Raw genomic sequence first — 16142 nt, 5'->3', positions numbered from 1 at the left:
AATGACTTCGATGTCCCATCACACCCTGCTCCGTTCCGCGACCGCACGCGCGACGTGCGCCCTCGTCTCGGTCCTCCTCACGCTCGCGGGCTGCGGCGACGACGACGGCGCCGCGCCCGCCGATGGCGGCCCGCTGCCGATCGATTCCGGAAGCGACGGCGGCGCGCCGCCCGACCTCGAGGCGCCGCGCGTGATCGGCACCATGCCGGTCGAGGGCGCCACCGACATCGCGCGCGGCACCGCCGTGGTCGTGCGCTTCTCCGAGGCGATGCGCGCGGGCGGCACGATGCAGGTGCGCGCCGACGGCGTCCACGTCGACGACGCGATGATCGAGCTCGACGGCGACGAGCTGACGATCGCGCCTGCCGCGGCGTGGCCGGCCGAGGCCGAGATCGAGATCCGGCTCTCCGACGACTTCGCGGACCGCGCCGGCAACGCGCTCGAGCGCCCCTTCGTCCTTCGTTTCAGCACGATCGACGACGAGTCGCCGACCGTGGTGAGCACGACGCCTGCGGAAGGCGCGAACGACGTCTCGGCCCGCACCGCGTCGCTCCGCATCCGGTTCAGCGAGCCCATGGACCAGGGCGCCGGAACGGTGCGGCTCGAGGGCGGCGCGGGCTCGATCGATGCGTCGCGCCCGTCGTGGAGCGCCGACGCAGTGACCTATGCGATCGAGGGCCTCGCGAACGCGACCGCGTATCGCGTGGTGCTCGAGGGCTTCCGTGATCGCGCAGGCACGCCGCTCGACGGCACCGTGATGCTCGGTGATTCCGAGATCGACTTCACGACGCGCGCCGACGACGAAGCGCCGCAGGTCGTGGCGTCGAGCCCGAACGAGGGCCAGGTCGACGTCTCGTCGACCGACCTCGGCGGTGTGATCGAGATCCAATTCGACGAGGCGATGGACACCCGCGCCGCGAACGTGCCGCTCGACGCGGGCGGCACCGTCACCTCGCGCCCGATCACGTGGGTCGACCAGCGCACGGCGCACGTCGACGTCCGCGGTGCGCTCGCGCTCGCCGCGCCGCACACGCTCGATCTGGGCACGCTGCGCGACGCGGCGGGCAACGCCGTCGCCGCCGAGCCGTACCTCCACGACGGTCACCTCGACTTCGTGACCGGCTCGGACGCGTTCATCCCCTACGTCGTCGCCAGCACGCCCGTCGAGGGCGCGATGAACGTGCCGATCCCGATGCAGGAGGTCCGCCTCGCGTTCTCGGAGGCGATGGACACCGACTTCGCCGACGTCACGCAGACCGACAGCAGCGGCGCGACCACGACGCTGACCGGCGTCTGGGAAGCGGGGGGCACCGTGCTGGTCCTGCCGGGCACCGCATTCGTGCAGGGACGCACCCATCACCTCGACGTGCGCGCGCTGCGCGACCGCAGTGGCTCGACGGTCTCGATCGATCACGCGTACCTCGCTGACGGCGTGCTCGACTTCTCGATCGCGCGGCCCACCGGTGCGTCCTGCGACGAGCCGCTGCTGATGGAGCTCGCGGCGCCGCTTCCCGCCGGAAACGGCGCGGGCCTCAACGGATTCGTGGTCACGCGGGCCCAGCGCACGCGCTACAGCGGCAGCGCGTACTGCGACGCCGACGGCGTCGCGGAGACCGACGCGGTGATCCTCGTGCGCAAGACGACCCCGGCGACCGGAGATCCGTCGGGCAACGGGCGCGCGCTCCGCATCCGCACGTTCGTCGGCTCGAACGGCGCCAACGTCGAGGTCTTCCACGGCGTGTGCAACCCGCGCGACCCGCTCGCCGCCGCCGCGCGGCTGCGCTGTGCGACCGACAATTACAACTGGGACATGGTCCTCGACGTGCCCGCGGGCGACTACTACGTCTGGGTCTCCACGGAAACCGGCAGCGCCACCGACATCCGCGTCGCCATCGAGGAGGTCGCGGACGCGGTCGAGGGTCAGAGCTGCGACCAGCCCTGGGATCAGTCGAGCGCGATCTACACGCCGCCGAGCGCGCCGGACGCGCCGCACGTGTTCGAGGTGCCTGCGTCGGGCGGCGTGTCTGCCGACATCAGCAACACGAACGCGGCCTACCAGGCGATGTCGTGCGCCCCGATCGTGCAGGACGACGTCGTGCTCACGTACCAGAAGCAAGCCGAGGACTCGGTGCTCGACGTGTTCGTGCATCCGGCGGCGAGCACCGCGTACGCCGAGGTCGTCGCGGGTGGCTGCCGTCCCGATGAGCCCGGCGCGGTGCGCGCGGGTTGCCAGGCCGCCATCCCGACGTCGACCGGCCGACGCTTCTCGGCGCGCGCGCCCGCGGGCCCGGTCTCGCTCTGGCTCGGGCGCAGCAGCTTCAACGCGGGCTTCACCGGAGCACGCGTCGAGATCCGCGAGCTGCCCGCACCGACCGCGCCCGGCTCGAGCTGCGCGACGGCGATCCCGATCACGCCGGGCGCGACCGTCCCGATCACGCCGACGCACGCGGCTCGCTACGACGCGCCTTCGTGCTTCGCTCCGAGCGAGAACGTCACCTGGTACTCGTTCGAGACGACGGAGGAGCTCACGCACCTGCGTGCCGACGCCGGTGGCGCGATCGCTCTCGTCGACGCACCGACCGCGACCGGACCTTGCTCGACCGATGCGAGCACGACGGCGCTCTATCGCTTCGCGCCGGTCGGGACGCGGCTCTGCGTCGCGGTGACGACGGGCCCCTCGATCACTTCGCTCTCGATCGAGCCCATCGACTACGGCGGCGTGGGCCTCGAGCCGGCGACCCACAGCGGCGTGGATCGCCCGTCGCTCTACGGGACGCCCTGGTCGTTCACCGGGATCGCGGGAGACGGCTGGCTCGTGACCACCCCGACGCGCTTCTACACGCACTTCGGCACCGCAGGGATCATCGAGGGCCCTCGCGTGCCCGGCGCCTCGATCCTTCGGGAGGACGTCGACGGGCGCACGATGGGCAGCGGCACCGTGACCATCGGCGAACAGCTCTTCACGCTCGCGAACGGCGGCACGGGGGCCAGCACGGCGGCCCGCCTGTTCCGTCTCGCCGACGCCACCGCGCGTTGGTCACCCGTCTTCTGGGAGACCACCGGCGCATGGGAAGCGCCCACGTCCACGCTCGCGACCGACGGCACCCAGCTCTTCACCGTGGATCGCCGCTCCTCCAGCGCCGCGACACGTTCCGCCGCAGTGTTCGCGTGGTCGGCGACGACCCCCGGCAACGCCGCGCGCCTGGGGACCATCGATCGAAGCGTGTTCGAGATCCGCGGGCTCGCGGCCGACGAGACCTGGCTCTACCTCGCCGGCGCGACCGGCGAGACGAGCGCGTCGTACTGGGGTCTGTGGCGCGTGCGTCGCAGTGATCTCGGCGACTCCCCGGCGGTACCCGAGCTGGTCTGGCGCTTCCCGACCGGCACCGCGACGAACAACACGTTGGCCATCGAGCTGGATGCCGGCACCACGCCGCGCTACGCGTACGTCCGAACCTCGGGCGACATCCACGTCATCGCCGATCCGGGCGGCGCGACGCCCCGGTATCTCGGGATGATCTTCGACGGCGCCAGCGGCGACTTCGCGATGGGCTACGACCGCGCGGCCCGCGAGCTGCTCTTCTTCGGCACCCACGAAGATCCACTCGGCGCCTGGTATCGCATCGCGCGCTGATCGGCATCGCCCCTGCTTGGTCCTCCTCTCGCCGAGGAGGACCGAGCCATGCCGAGATCCCGAGCCTCACGACGTACGCGCTCCCGTGCGCGCACGCTGATCGTCTGCCTCGGAGCCATCTCGCTCCTCGCGTGTGGCGGCGAGCCGCAGCGAACGACGGTGCAGCGACCTCGCGCGACCACCGCGCGACCGGCCACCCCCGCGAGCGCGTCGCGTGGCGTCGCGACCCGCACCGAGGAGACCGCGCACGATCGCAGCTCGATCGACGACGAGGACATCGGCGCGGCGCTGCGACGACGTCTGGCGCGCGACGACGCGCTTCCCCCCAACGCGGTCGCGGTCGCGATGGCCCAGGGCGTGGCCACCCTCACCGGCACGGTGCCGCACCTGCCCGCGGCACGACGTGCCCGCGCGATCGCGGCCTCCACGCGCGGCGTCGTCGACGTGGTCTCGCGCATCGAGGTCCGCGGCCCGCCTCGCGAGGACGAGTCGCTCGAAGACGACGTGCGCCGCGCGATCCGCCTCGATCCCGCGATGGCGGACCGCGCGATCGAGATCGAGGTGCACGACGCGATCGTCACGCTGCGGAGCGTCGTCCGCACCCTCACCGAGGCGCGCCTCGCCGAGGAGATCGCGGGCTCGGTGCGCGGCGTGCGCGCGGTCCAGAACGACCTCCAGCTCGAGCCGATGGGCGACCCGACCGACGAGCAGATCCGCGCGTCGGTGCTCGCGCGCCTGCAGCGCGACGTGCGCGTCGATCCCGCGCGCATCGACGTGATGGTCGACGACGGCACCGTCGCGCTCTCGGGCGTCGTCGGCAGCGTCGCCGAGCGCGACGTCGTGCACGAGATCGCCGAGGTCTCCGGCGCGAGAGAGATCGATGCCCACGCGCTGGAGGTGCAGTGGTGGGCGCGCGACACCCTGCGCCGCGACGCGACACCGCTCGACGACGCCCGCATCACGAGCGCGGTGCGCGACGAGATCACCAGCGATCCGCGGGTCCGCGCGCCGAACGTCGCGATCGACGTCACGTCCGGGCTCGCGACCCTGCGCGGGATCGTGCCGAGCGCGTACGCTCGCACCGCGGCGGTGGAGGACGCGCTGAACGTCGTCGGCGTGCGGCGCGTCGGCGATCAGCTCCAGGTGCACACCGATCCGGTCGAGGGCAGCGAGCTCCAGCAGCGCGTCACCGAGCGCCTCGCGTCGAGCGCGTGGACCAGCGACAGCGAGATCGAGGTCGGCGCGCAGGAAGGACGCGTGGCGTTGCGCGGCACCGTCGCCTCGCGCTTCCTGCGGCGCGCTGCGCGCGACGTCGCGACACGGATCGTCGGCGTGCGCGACGTGGACGATCAGCTCGCGCTCGAGGAGGACGTCGAGCCGCTCGAGGACTGGGAGCTCGCCGCGGAGGTGCAGAGCGGGCTCGAGTGGAACCCGTTCCTCGATCGCATGAACGTGCAGGTCACCGCGAGCGAGGGCATCGCCACGCTGCGCGGCGAGGTCGACGACGTGCGCGCGTTCCGCGAGGCCGAGCGCGAGGCGTACGACGCAGGCGCGCTCGAGGTCGTCAACGAGCTCTCGATCCGCGGGGTCGAGATCGTCGCGCCGCGTACGCCCGCACCGACCCGCATCGAGTGAAGGAGCTCACTCGACGTCTTCGATCTCCTCGAGCTCGATCTCGGTCGTTCCCGCTCCCGCCGTCGCGGTCTTCGCGATCGGCGCCCCGGGACGCGCCCACTCGACGATCGACGCGATCGTCCGCGCATCGACGGGCTCGGGCGCCGCGCGCAGCACGTCGACCAGCGCGCGCGCCATCTCGTGCGCGCCCTCGAAGCGCCCCGATGCGTCCTTCGTGAGCGCGCGATGCACCGCCGCCGCGAGCGCCTCGGGGATGTCGGGGCGGATCGTGCGCAGGTCGGGCACACGCGCTTCGTGCACCATGAACATGACCTGCATGTCGCTCGGCGCCTCGAAGAGACGACGCCCCGCGAGCGCCTCCCAGAGCACGATGCCGACCGCGAAGAGATCGGTGCGCACGCTCGCGGGCGCGCCCTTGAGCATCTCGGGCGCGACGTAGCTGAGCTTGCCCTTGATCGCGTCGGGCCGCGTCATCGTCGAGCGATCCGCCGCGCGCGCGATGCCGAAGTCGGTGAGCTTCACGTAGCCGAGCGCGCCCACGCGGACGTTGTGCGGCGTGACGTCGCGATGGAACACCGGAGAGACCACGCCGCTCGCGTCGCGACGCTCGTGCGCCGCCCCGAGCGCGCCCAGCACCTGCACCAGGATCTCGGCCATCACGGTCCACGGCGTCGGCTGCTCTGCGCGCACGAACGCGTCGACGAGCTCCTGCAGATCGACGCCCTCGATCCACTCGAGCACCAGGAAGTGATGCCCCGCCTCGTCCGCGCCGAAGTCGTGGATCTGCGCGATGCCCGGGTGCTGCAGCTCCGAGACGACGCGCGACTCCTCGACGAACATCGCGACGAACTCCTGCGACGTCGCGAGGTGCGGGATGATGCGCTTCACCGCGACCGGTCGCGAGAAGCCCGCGGCGCCGAGCGTGCGCGCCTTCCACACGACGGCCATGCCGCCCGTGCCCGCCTTGCGGAGCAGCTCGTACTTGCCCGCGAGGATCGTCCCCGGCTCGTCGCGCACCAGCGTGATCATCGGTGCGCGATTCTACGCCTCATCGCTTCGCGTGCGGGTGGTAGGCGTCGATCCACGGCGCGAGCGAGCGCGCGACCTCGGGCTCGAGCACGCCCTCGACCACCTCGATCCCCGCGGTGCGCAGGATCGAGAGGCCCTCACCGTTCACGCGCGGGTGCGGGTCGCGCATGCCGATCACCACCCGCGCCAGCCGATGCTCGACGATCGCGATCGCGCACGCCGGGGTGCGCCCGTGGAACGAGCAGGGCTCGAGCGTCGAGTAGATCGTCGCGCCCTCGAGCGACGCGCCGCGCGAGAGCGCCGACTTGATCGCCGCGATCTCCGCGTGGTCGCTGCCCGGCGGGTGGGTGTGCCCGTCGCCGATCACCGCGCCGTCCTTCGCGATCACCGCGCCCACCCACGGGTTGTCCCCGGTGTGCCCGCGCGCCCGCTCCGCCTGGGCCAGCGCGAGCCGCATGAACCGCTCGTGATCGATCGAGACCGACACCGAGCGGCTCTTCTGGTCCTGCGGGCCGCGCTCGGCAAGCCGCGGTCGCGATCAGATCGCGCCGCGGGCCTCGGCGATCGCGCGGACGAGATCGGGCAGGCGCGCGAGCTCGATCGGCTTGCAGAGGTACGCGTCGAGGTGCCGGATCACGTCGGGCGTGGGCGAGACCTCGCCCGTGACCGCGATGATCGCCGCGCGCGCCGTGTCCTCGCGTGCCCGCAACGCCGCCGCGAGATCGCGCCCGTGCTCCTCGCCGAGCGCGAGGTCGGTGATCACGACGTGCGGTGCGGAGCGTGCGGCACGCGCCAGCGCCTCCGTCACGGTCGCACACGCCCACACGTCGAGCCCGGCGTGCACGAGCATCTCGACCATCATCTCGCGTGTGTGCACGTCGTCCTCGACGACCAGCACCGAGAGCGTGCTCCCTTTCGACGACGACGACGCGCGGCGCCCCATCCAGTCACCTCCGCGGATCTGCTCATTCATCACCGCAGACGCGCGAGCCCATGTAATGGAGAACCCCGACAGGGCTCGTCGGGTGCGACGCTCCTCACGCGCGAGCGCACACGCGGGGAATCAGCCGCCCTGGGCGCCGAAGATGAACGGGAACTCGACGCTCACTTCGCCGCCGTCGGGCTGCGGGAAGCGCCAGCCGCGCACCTGACGCACGATGCAGCCCTCGACCCGCGGGTTGCCCATCGTGCTGCGCGCCACGCGCGAGCTCGTCACCGCGCCCTGCAGGTTGATGCGCCAGCTGACCTCGATGCGCCCACGCAGGTTCGGCTGCCGCTGCAGCTCGGTCTCGTAGCAGTAGCGCACCGCGGCCTGGTTCTGCCGCACCACGCGCATGATCTGCTCGGGCGACAGGTAGCCGTTCACGCGCGGCGTGCCGGTCGACACCGCGACGCGCGCCTCGGCGCGCGGCCGACCCGGCGCGCCCGGGCCACCACGCCCGCGCCCACCACCGCTGCCGCTGCCGACACCCACACCCGTGCCGACTCCACCACCGCCGAAGAGCGTGCCGGGCCCGGTGCCACCACCACCGCCGCCCTCACCGCGCAGCCCCGTGCCTCCGCTGCCACGCCCGTACACCGTGCGCGACGATCCGAGCCCACCGAGGATGTCGCTCACGCTCGGTCCGTCCTGCAGCGCCGAGAGCGGCGAGTCGTCCGCGCCGGGATCGGCGAGCACCCCGAGCAGGCCCATCTTGCGCACGCGCGCCGCAGCTCCGCCCGTGACCTCGCCCTCCATCTCGGTCTGCTCTTGCGTCGCGTCGCGACGACCGACGCGCCCCTCTTCGCCCTCGTGCTGGCGACCGCCCGCCTCTTCGCGATCCTGGATCCCGGGAGCCTGGGTGTCGGTGCCGCTGGTGCGCTGCGGCTCGAGGATGTCCTCCGGGGGCGGCGTGATCATGAACTGCCGGATCAGATCCGCGGGCAGCTCGAGCGGATCGGGCTGATCCATCTCGCTGCGCACCACGATGAAGAAGAGCATCAGCGCGGCGTGCACCGTCAGCGAGAGCAAGAAGCTCGCGACGTTCGTCCAGTTCGGCGCGAGCGCCGCGCCGGGACGACGCGCTGCGCGCACGTGCTGGAAGAAGAGCGCGGCCGTGCCGATCGTGAGCACGCCGTAGTCGTCGGGCCCGAGATCGATCGTCCCCCGCGCCGCGATCGATCGCGCATCGTGTCGCTCGCCGCCGATCCAGATCGAGCCGCCGACGTCGCCGAGCTCCGTCGCGCGCAGTCGATAGCCGTGCCCCGAGGGCTCGAGCACCGTGACGCGATCCCGATCGCTCTCGCCCAGCGCGCCGGGCATCGCGAGCACGACTTCCTTCACGTCGCGCGGGCTCACCATCACCGCGATGCCGCGCAGGAACGACACGAGCCCCGCGACCACCAGCGCCCAGTGCGCGTACCACGGCGACGTCACGAACCACGCGACGACGAGCAGCGTGAGCGCGAGCCCGACGTAGGGGATCGCCGACACGATGCGTGGGACCACGCCGATCGTCGATCCCTCGATGCGCGTGCCGTCGAGCAGCACCGGCTTCGGCGCGTCGAGCGTCTCCTCCTGCTGCACCGTGCCGTTCCAGACGAGCGCGACGCGCAGCTTCCGTTCCGCCGAGGTGATCGCCACGTCGAGAAGACTCCGTACGCCTAGAAGGACTTGGAGCGCGCCGAGCGCTCCATCTCGGGCATGAACGATCGGTGCGGCAGGCGCGGTCGATCGAACTCCGCGCGCAGCCGGTTGAGGAAGTAGAGGAGCTGCGGCGACTTCAGGCGGCCCGACACGTCGAGCCCGCTGAAGCGGATCGCCTTCACCTTCTCGCCGCCCTCGCTGACCTCGCGGCTCTCCGCGTCGACGTCGTCGGCCGCGGTCTCGGGCGCGTCGGGCTCGCTGCCCGCTGGGGCGCCGCGCTCTTCGCGCGCGCCGCCACGGTCCTGTCCCACTGCAACGGAGACGATCGACAACGTGGTCGCACAGAGCGCGAGCGCGAGGGATCGCCGGGCGGTCGCTCCGAGCCGGGTCACGAGCGCGAGAGTGACACGAACGGCGCGCGGCGCGGAAGCGGGAACCGATGCACCGCGCTCGTGCGTCGAGGTCCGACGCGCGCCCACCTGCACGTCGCGCACGGAGAGATCGTGTACGCTCGCGCGCGATGGTGCGGCCCACGATCGCGCGCGTGATCCGCGCGCTCTGTGTGATCGCGATGCTCGTCGGGTGCGGCGGCGCGCCCTCGGGCGCCGGCGAGACGACCACCACCGCGCGCACGGAGCTTCCACCGGTCGATCCCGCTGCGCTCCGCGAGTTCCAGGCGGGCGTGCGCGCGATGCAGGAAGGCGGTCGTCCCGCGATGCGGCGCGCGCGCGAGCGCTTCGAGGCGGCGATCGCGATCGATCCGAACCTGTGGGAGGCGCACTACGACCTCGGCGTGATCCAGCGCGACGCGGGCGAGCTGCGCGAGGCCGCGGCGTCGTTCGAGGCCGCGCGCGCGATCCAGCCGGCGAGCGGCGAGGTGCTCGCGGCGCTCGCGGAGACTCGCTACGCGCTCGGCGAGCGCGATGCCGCGGCGGACCTCCTGCGCGCGTACGTGGCCCAGCACCCCGAGTCGATCCCGGTGCGCGTCGCGCTCGCGACGGTGCTGCGCGAGCGAGGCGATCACGACGGCGCGCTCGCGCAGGCGCGCGAGGTGTTGGTGCGCGATCCCCGCAACGTCCGAGCGCTCGCGGAGATCGGCCGCATCTATCGAGCCCGCGAGCAGTACGACGTCGCGGAGCTCGTGGTGCGCAAGGCCGTCGAGATCCAGGACGCGGCCGACCTGCACAACGATCTCGGCCTGATCCAGCTCGCACGCGGCGACACCCAGGCGGCGTTCGAGGAGTTCCAGCGCGCGATCGCGCTCGACGCGCGCTTCGCGCCCGCGCACCTGAACCAGGGCGCGGTGCTGCTGCGCGCCGGCGACTACGCGGGCGCGGCGACCGAGTACCGCGCGGTGCTCGCCGCCGATCCCGAGCACCTCGACGCGCGCGTCGCGCTCGGTGCGGCGCTGCGCGCCCAGGGCGAGCACGCGCAGGCGCGTCGCGAGTACGAGCGCGTGCTCGAGTCGGCGCCCAACCACGCGGGGGCGACGTTCAATCTCGCGGTGCTGCTCGCCGACTTCCTCGACGAGCGACCGCGCGCGAGAGAGCTCTTCGTGCGCTTCCTCGAGATCGCGCCGTCGGGCGGCGAGTACCGCGCGACCGCGCAGCGCTACGTCGACGAGATCCCCGCGCCCGCCCCGGCGGCGCCGCCGCGCGCAGCAGGAGCGGCCCGATGAAGCGCGCCCTGCTCGCCCTCGCGTTCGCGACGCTGATCGCGTCGAGCGCGTCCGCCGACATCCCGCCCGGCCCGCTGCCCGAGCCTCCGCCGCCGCAGCAGCCGATGAGCGACTTCGAGCGCGGCGAGATGATCGGCCGCGCGCTCGGCTTCGTGTGCGGTCTCGCGTGCTGCTTCGGCGTGCCCGCGATCGGCGTGGTCGCGGCGATCGTGGTCTCGCAGCGCAAGAAGAAGCAGACGGGTTGATGCATGGATCACGTTGATCGAGTTGATCAACGTATCGACGCATCCGCCGGCGGAGCTGCGATCTCGCGGAACACGCCGCGCGGATAGACCTCGAGCCAGCGCTCCGCGCCCATCGGGTAGCGCGCGAGATCCTCGAGCGACGGTGGGGTCGTCACGAAGGTGCGCTGCGCGTCGGCGCGCAGCGTCACGCGCCACGTGGCATCGCGCGCGAAGCGCGAGGGATCGTCACCCTCGATCGGCGCGAGCTCGTCCTCGCTCGGCCACGTCGGCTCGTCGGCACCGCGCCCGGTGCGCTCGGCGGTGCGCTCCACCTGCCACTCGCGCACGCGCCAGCGGTACCACGTCGCCTCGCGCGGCTCGGTGCGGAAGCGCGGCACCGTGCGCGTGCGCAGCTCGGGCCGCGTGCGTGTGACCGGCCGCGTGCGCGTCTCGCTGCACGTGCGCGGCGTGCAGGTGCGACCGCCGCCGGTGCAGTGCGTGGTGCACGTCGCGAAGCCGTTGCCGTCGTCGGAGCACGACTCGCTGCAGGTCTGCGGCAGGTCGATGCAGTCCTCGCCGCACGGCACCTGCTCCACGTAGGTCTCGACGTCCTGGTAGGGCACCTGCTCCCAGAGCTGCTCTTCCTGGGTTCCGTCGGGGACCTGCTCGTCGTGGTGGTGCCGCATGCCGAGCTCGGTCACGTCGAACGCGTCGGGCGGGCGCTGCTCGGCGAAGCCCTCGCGCTCCACGATCCGGTGTCGCTCGAGGCGCAGGGTCGTCCTCCACTCGCGATCGACGACCGGGGTGCGCACCACCTCGGGGCCCGGCTCGACGTAGGGCTCGTACACCGCGGTCGGGCGCGCCGAGACGAGCAGCGCCGCCGCGAGCCCGGTCACGAAGCACGCGCCGAGGAACGCGACGCCGAGACCGATCACGATCAGCCCGGTCGGCCTCTCGTTCGCGCCGGCGCGCGCGGCACGCTCGGCGGCGCGATCACGTTCACCGCGGGCCCCCGCTGCGCGCCGCAGTGCTCGCACGACGCGACCAGCGCGCGGCTCTCGGTGCCGCAGAACGTGCAGCGCCAGTTCGCGCCCGCGTGTGCGAGGCGGAGCAACGCGGGGTCGCTCACCGTGGGCGCCGCGCGTGTGTCGCCCGGCATCTGGTAGCGCTCCGACGCGTCCTTCGGGCTCCCGCACGCCTTGCACTCCGCGAAGCGCCCGAGGTTCCGGTGGCCGCAGCTCGTGCACACCCACGTCAGCTCGATCTTGCGCGAGGACAAGCGATCCGAACGGTATCATGACGACCGATGCGCCCGTCCTCGTGGGCCGACCTGCCGGACGCGCTGCGCGATGCGCTCGACGCGTGCTGGCGCGCGCTCGACGAGCGGCCCTGGGAGCATCCCGACGAAGCGCTGCAGCGTGCGGTGCAGGACGCGCTCGGTGTCCTGCCGCGCGTGCTCCGTGGTGACGCGCTCGACGAGGCGCGCGCGCTGCGTCCCGATCTCGCGGCGCGGATCGATCGCGATGGTGGCGCGCTCGTGATCGGGTCGGACGCACCGCGCGCGCGGGTGATGCTCGCGCTGGAGGGAGAGTCGATCGCGCGCCCCGCGATCGATCCGGCGCGCGTCTCGATCGCGCCGTGCGACCTCCCCGCGATGCGCCGCCACGCCGTGCTCGCGTGGCGCTGCGCGCAGTCGGTCGTGCCGATGTGGATGCACACGCACGCCGACGACGAGCGCCCCCTCGTGCTGGTCGACGCGCTCTCCGAGGGCGCGCTCGACGCGAACGTGCACGCGATCCGCGACGCGCTCGAGCGTGAGATCCCGCCCTCCGATCCCGCGCTCTCGGCGCTGCGCGCGATCGTCCTCGCGCACGATCTCGTCGCTCACAGCGACGCGCGCGTGGAGACCACGGAGCTCCCCGATCTGTGTGCCTACGCATGGCTCGACGCGCCGCCCGAGCTCGTCCCCGACGCGCGCTCGCACCAGCCGCCCGCGCGCGCGGAGGCATGGTTCCGATGGTGGCTCTCCGAGGCGGTGCCCTCGGCCTGGCGCTCCGGCTGACAGCGCATATGTGGCGGCGCATACCGTCACGCGTCCTCATCGTGGTCACGCTCCTCGTCGTGGGGTGCGAGGGCGGCGCGACCTCCGAGCCACTCGCGGTCGCGGCGCCCGAGCACGCCTCGGCCGACACCCGACGCGCGCACATGCACGAGCGCTTCGAGTCGATCGACGTCGCCCGCAGCGCGCTGCAGCGCGGCGACCTCGCGGCGACGCGCACGATCGCGTCGACGATCGCGTTCCGCATGCCGATCGATCTCCCTCCGCCGGTGCGCGTGCACGGCGACGCGGTGCCGCGACGCGCGCTCGCGCTCTCGGCCGCGGAGGATCTCGACACCGCGAGCGCCGCGTTCGCGCAGCTCGTCGGCACCTGCGGCGCCTGCCACGAAGCGGCGGGCGCGACGTGGGCGTGGCAGGAGACGCCGATCCCCGAGGGCGAGGATCTCGAGCCGCGCATGCAGCGTCACGCGTGGGCCAACGAGCGCATGTGGGAGGCGCTCCTCACGCGCGATCCCGAGCGCTTCGATCGCGCCGCGTCGGTGCTCGCCGAAGCGCCGCTGAGCGGCGACATCGCACCCGACGAAGAGCGCCCCGCGGGGCTGCGCGAGATCGAAGAGCGACTGCGCGACGCCGCGCGCGACGTCGCGAGCGCGACGACGATGGACGAGCGCGTGACGATCTACGGGCGCATCGTCGCGACCTGCGGCGCATGTCACGCCCGGCTGCGCGCGGCACCGTGAACCATACTGCGCCGGCATGACCCGCCAGACCTGGGATCCCGGCACGTACGACACCCACGCGCGCTTCGTCTCGGACCTCGGAATGCCCGTCGTGGAGCTGCTCGCGCCGCGACGCGGCGAGCGCATCCTCGACCTCGGCTGCGGTGACGGCGCGCTCACACGCGCGCTCGTCGAGCTCGGCTGCGAGGTCGTCGGCATCGACGCGAGCGAGCCCTTCGTCGCCGCAGCACGCGCGCGCGGAATCGACGCGCGGGTGATGGACGGCCACGCGATCGCGCTCGAGGGCGAAGCGCCGTTCGACGCGGTGTTCAGCAACGCGGCGCTCCACTGGATGAAGGACGCCGACGCGGTGATCGCGGGCGTGCGGCGCGTGCTGCGCCCCGGCGGACGCTTCGTCGCGGAGTGCGGCGGGCTCGGCTGCGTCGAGACGATCCATCGCGCGCTGATCGACGCGCTCGACGCGCGCGGGCACGACGGGCGCGCCGCGAGCCCCTGGTACTTCCCGAGCGCCGAGGACTACGGGGCGAGGCTCGAGCGCGCGGGCTTCGAGGTGCACGCGATCGCGCTGTTCCCGCGCCCGACGCCGCTCCCCGGCGACGTGATCGGCTGGCTCGAGACGTTCGCGCAGCGCTTCACCGGCGTGCTGCCCGAGGCCGAGCGACCCGCGTACCTCGAGGACGTCCGGGCGCGTGTCGAGCCGGCGCTGCGCGACCCGAGCGGCGCGTGGACCGCGGACTACGTGCGGCTCCGCTTCGCCGCGCACCTGCCCGGGTGATCACTCGTCGTCGTCGTCGTCGCGCTCGCCGAGCAGCGCCGCGCGCGTGACGCCCGCACCGCGATCGCGCAGCGCGGCGAGCGCCGCCTCGAGCTTGCGCCCGCGCTCGACCCCGGGATCGGGGAAGAGCGTGCGCGCCTCGTCGATCGGCACCAGCGCCGACACGCTCACGCCGCTGAGCCGCACGCCCTTGCGCGCGAGCAGCGAGGGCTCGAAGCGCTCGAGCAGCGCACGCGCCGCGCGATGGATCGACGTCGTGTCGGAGACCGCCTCGGGGAGCTGCATCGAGCGCGTCTTCAGCGTGAAGTCGCTGTACTTGAGCTTCACCGTCACGCCGCGCCCCGCGAGCCCCGCGAGGAACAGCCGCTGCGCGACGCGCGAGCTCTGCGAGAGCAGCTTCGTCGCGACCGCGTTCTCGTCGCGCAGATCGTCGTCGAACGTCTCCTCGGCGCCGATCGACTTCGCCTCGCGCTCGGGCTCGACGTCGCGCTCGTCCTCGCCGCGCGCGAGCCGCGCCATCTCGGGGCCCCACTCGCCGAACGCGCGCGCGAGCCGCTCGTCGTCGGCGCGCGCGAGGTCGCCGAGCGTGTGATAGCCCGCCGCGTGCGCGCGCGGCGCGCTCTTCGGGCCCATGCCCCACATGCGCTCGATCGGCAGCGGCGCGAGGAACTCGCGCACTTCACCGGCGCGCACCACCACGAGCCCGTCGGGCTTGCGCAGATCGCTCGCGATCTTCGCGACGAACTTCGACGGTGCGACGCCCGCCGACGCGGTGAGCCCGACCTCCTCGCGGATCGCGCGCTTGATCTGGGCGGCGATCGCCTCGCCGTCGCCGTAGAGCGCGCGGCTCGCGCCGACGTCGAGGAACGCCTCGTCGAGCGAGAGCCCTTCGACCATCGGCGTGAAGCGATGGAAGATCGCGAACACCTGACGGCTGACCGACGCGTAGTGATCGTGCCGCGGCGACACCACGATCGCGTGCGGGCATCGCCGCATCGCCTCGCCCATCGACATCGCGGAGCGCACCCCGAACGTGCGCGCCTCGTACGACGCAGCCGACACCACACCGCGCCGCGCCGCGCCCCCGACGATCACCGGCTTGCCGCGGATCGACGGATCGTCGCGCTGCTCGACCGACGCATAGAACGCGTCCATGTCGACGTGCAGGATGGTGCGCTCGACCTCGCGCGACACAGGCGCGGACTCTAATCTGCGCGCCATGACACTGCCCACCGAGAGTCGGTCCACCGCCGACGAGCTCGCGCAGCGCCTCGGCCTCGCGCCGCACCCCGAGGGCGGCTTCTACCGCGAGACCTACCGCGCGAGCACGATGGTCGACACCCCGCGCGGCCCGCGCGCCGCGTCCACCGCGATCTACTTCCTCGTCCCGCGCGGCACGTTCTCGGCGCTGCACCGCATCGCGAGCGACGAGGTCTGGCACCACTACGCGGGCGCCGCGCTGCGCGTGGTGTGCATCGGGGAGGACGGCGCGCGCCGCGATCTCGTGCTCGGGCCCGGCCACGCGCCGCAGGGCGTCGTCGAAGCGGGCGCGTGGTTCGGCGCGACGATCGAGGGCGAAGGCGAATGGGCGCTCGTCGGGTGCACCGTCGCGCCGGGCTTCGACTTCGCGGACTTCGAGCTCGCGCAGCGCGCCGATCTGATCGCGCGCTTCCCCCAGCACGCGCAGGTGATCACGGCGCTGACGCGATCATGAACGAGGGTGATGGATCGCAGCGGATCCA

The 16142-nt window shown here is 73.0% G+C and carries 16 protein-coding genes; 8 read left to right on the top strand and 8 right to left on the bottom strand.

Features of this window, described 5'->3' with window-relative positions; translation table 11 throughout:
* Window positions 1-10 precede the first annotated feature (10 nt).
* On the top strand, window positions 11-3634 hold the full coding sequence (locus I5071_RS01235) for an Ig-like domain-containing protein (RefSeq protein ID WP_236520021.1): 3624 nt from the start codon (window positions 11-13) through the stop codon (window positions 3632-3634).
* Between the two features lie 159 nt (window positions 3635-3793).
* Window positions 3794-5269 (top strand): BON domain-containing protein, encoded by a 1476-nt coding sequence (locus I5071_RS01230; RefSeq protein WP_236520020.1) that lies wholly within the window; start codon window positions 3794-3796, stop codon window positions 5267-5269.
* A 6-nt stretch (window positions 5270-5275) separates the two neighbouring features.
* Here the strand turns inward: I5071_RS01230 and I5071_RS01225 are convergent, their stop codons facing one another.
* The 5 genes from I5071_RS01225 to I5071_RS01205 form a co-directional block, all read right to left on the bottom strand.
* The gene (locus I5071_RS01225) at window positions 5276-6298 is read right to left on the bottom strand and encodes a serine/threonine-protein kinase (protein WP_236520019.1); all 1023 of its coding nucleotides are present in this window, start codon (window positions 6296-6298) and stop codon (window positions 5276-5278) included.
* A 19-nt stretch (window positions 6299-6317) separates the two neighbouring features.
* Entirely contained in the window at window positions 6318-6785 is a 468-nt protein-coding gene (locus tag I5071_RS01220) for a bifunctional diaminohydroxyphosphoribosylaminopyrimidine deaminase/5-amino-6-(5-phosphoribosylamino)uracil reductase RibD (protein ID WP_236520018.1), read from the bottom strand.
* A gap of 51 nt (window positions 6786-6836) precedes the next feature.
* Window positions 6837-7271, bottom strand: coding sequence for a response regulator (locus I5071_RS01215; protein WP_236520017.1), 435 nt, complete (start codon window positions 7269-7271; stop codon window positions 6837-6839).
* A 90-nt stretch (window positions 7272-7361) separates the two neighbouring features.
* Window positions 7362-8921 carry an AgmX/PglI C-terminal domain-containing protein gene (locus I5071_RS01210; RefSeq protein WP_236520016.1) on the bottom strand — a complete coding sequence of 520 codons (1560 nt, stop codon included), beginning with the start codon at window positions 8919-8921 and terminating at the stop codon, window positions 7362-7364.
* Window positions 8922-8941: 20 nt separating this feature from the next.
* Window positions 8942-9235 (bottom strand): hypothetical protein, encoded by a 294-nt coding sequence (locus I5071_RS01205; protein ID WP_236520015.1) that lies wholly within the window; start codon window positions 9233-9235, stop codon window positions 8942-8944.
* Window positions 9236-9444: 209 nt separating this feature from the next.
* On the opposite strand from I5071_RS01205, the gene I5071_RS01200 reads away from it, so the two are divergent.
* The gene (locus I5071_RS01200; RefSeq protein WP_236520014.1) at window positions 9445-10602 is read left to right on the top strand and encodes a tetratricopeptide repeat protein; all 1158 of its coding nucleotides are present in this window, start codon (window positions 9445-9447) and stop codon (window positions 10600-10602) included.
* Entirely contained in the window at window positions 10599-10847 is a 249-nt protein-coding gene (locus I5071_RS01195) for a hypothetical protein (RefSeq protein WP_236520013.1), read from the top strand. Before I5071_RS01200 ends, I5071_RS01195 begins: the two co-directional genes overlap by 4 nt.
* 26 nt (window positions 10848-10873) lie before the next feature.
* Here the strand turns inward: I5071_RS01195 and I5071_RS01190 are convergent, their stop codons facing one another.
* Window positions 10874-11761: a hypothetical protein gene (locus tag I5071_RS01190; protein ID WP_236520012.1), complete on the bottom strand. Its 888-nt coding sequence runs from the start codon at window positions 11759-11761 to the stop codon at window positions 10874-10876.
* A 2-nt stretch (window positions 11762-11763) separates the two neighbouring features.
* Entirely contained in the window at window positions 11764-12105 is a 342-nt protein-coding gene (locus I5071_RS01185) for a hypothetical protein (RefSeq protein ID WP_236520011.1), read from the bottom strand.
* 27 nt (window positions 12106-12132) lie between these two features.
* On the opposite strand from I5071_RS01185, the gene I5071_RS01180 reads away from it, so the two are divergent.
* From I5071_RS01180 to I5071_RS01170, 3 genes are read left to right on the top strand one after another with little or no spacing between them, the layout of a single operon-like run.
* Complete coding sequence (locus I5071_RS01180) at window positions 12133-12888, top strand: hypothetical protein (RefSeq protein WP_236520010.1); 756 nt, start codon at window positions 12133-12135, stop codon at window positions 12886-12888.
* Between the two features lie 41 nt (window positions 12889-12929).
* Complete coding sequence (locus tag I5071_RS01175; RefSeq protein WP_236520009.1) at window positions 12930-13625, top strand: hypothetical protein; 696 nt, start codon at window positions 12930-12932, stop codon at window positions 13623-13625.
* Between the two features lie 16 nt (window positions 13626-13641).
* The gene (locus I5071_RS01170; RefSeq protein WP_236520008.1) at window positions 13642-14400 is read left to right on the top strand and encodes a class I SAM-dependent methyltransferase; all 759 of its coding nucleotides are present in this window, start codon (window positions 13642-13644) and stop codon (window positions 14398-14400) included.
* Here I5071_RS01170 and I5071_RS01165 read toward each other — a convergent pair whose 3' ends face one another.
* The gene (locus tag I5071_RS01165) at window positions 14401-15594 is read right to left on the bottom strand and encodes a DNA polymerase IV (protein WP_236520007.1); all 1194 of its coding nucleotides are present in this window, start codon (window positions 15592-15594) and stop codon (window positions 14401-14403) included.
* A gap of 25 nt (window positions 15595-15619) precedes the next feature.
* Between I5071_RS01165 and I5071_RS01160 the strand changes: the two genes are divergently transcribed.
* Entirely contained in the window at window positions 15620-16114 is a 495-nt protein-coding gene (locus I5071_RS01160; RefSeq protein ID WP_236520006.1) for a cupin domain-containing protein, read from the top strand.
* Window positions 16115-16142: the final 28 nt, after the last annotated feature.

It is taken from the genome of Sandaracinus amylolyticus (assembly GCF_021631985.1).
GTDB lineage: Bacteria > Myxococcota_A > Polyangia > Polyangiales > Sandaracinaceae > Sandaracinus > Sandaracinus amylolyticus_A.
This window is presented reverse-complemented; position numbering and strand designations above follow the sequence as displayed.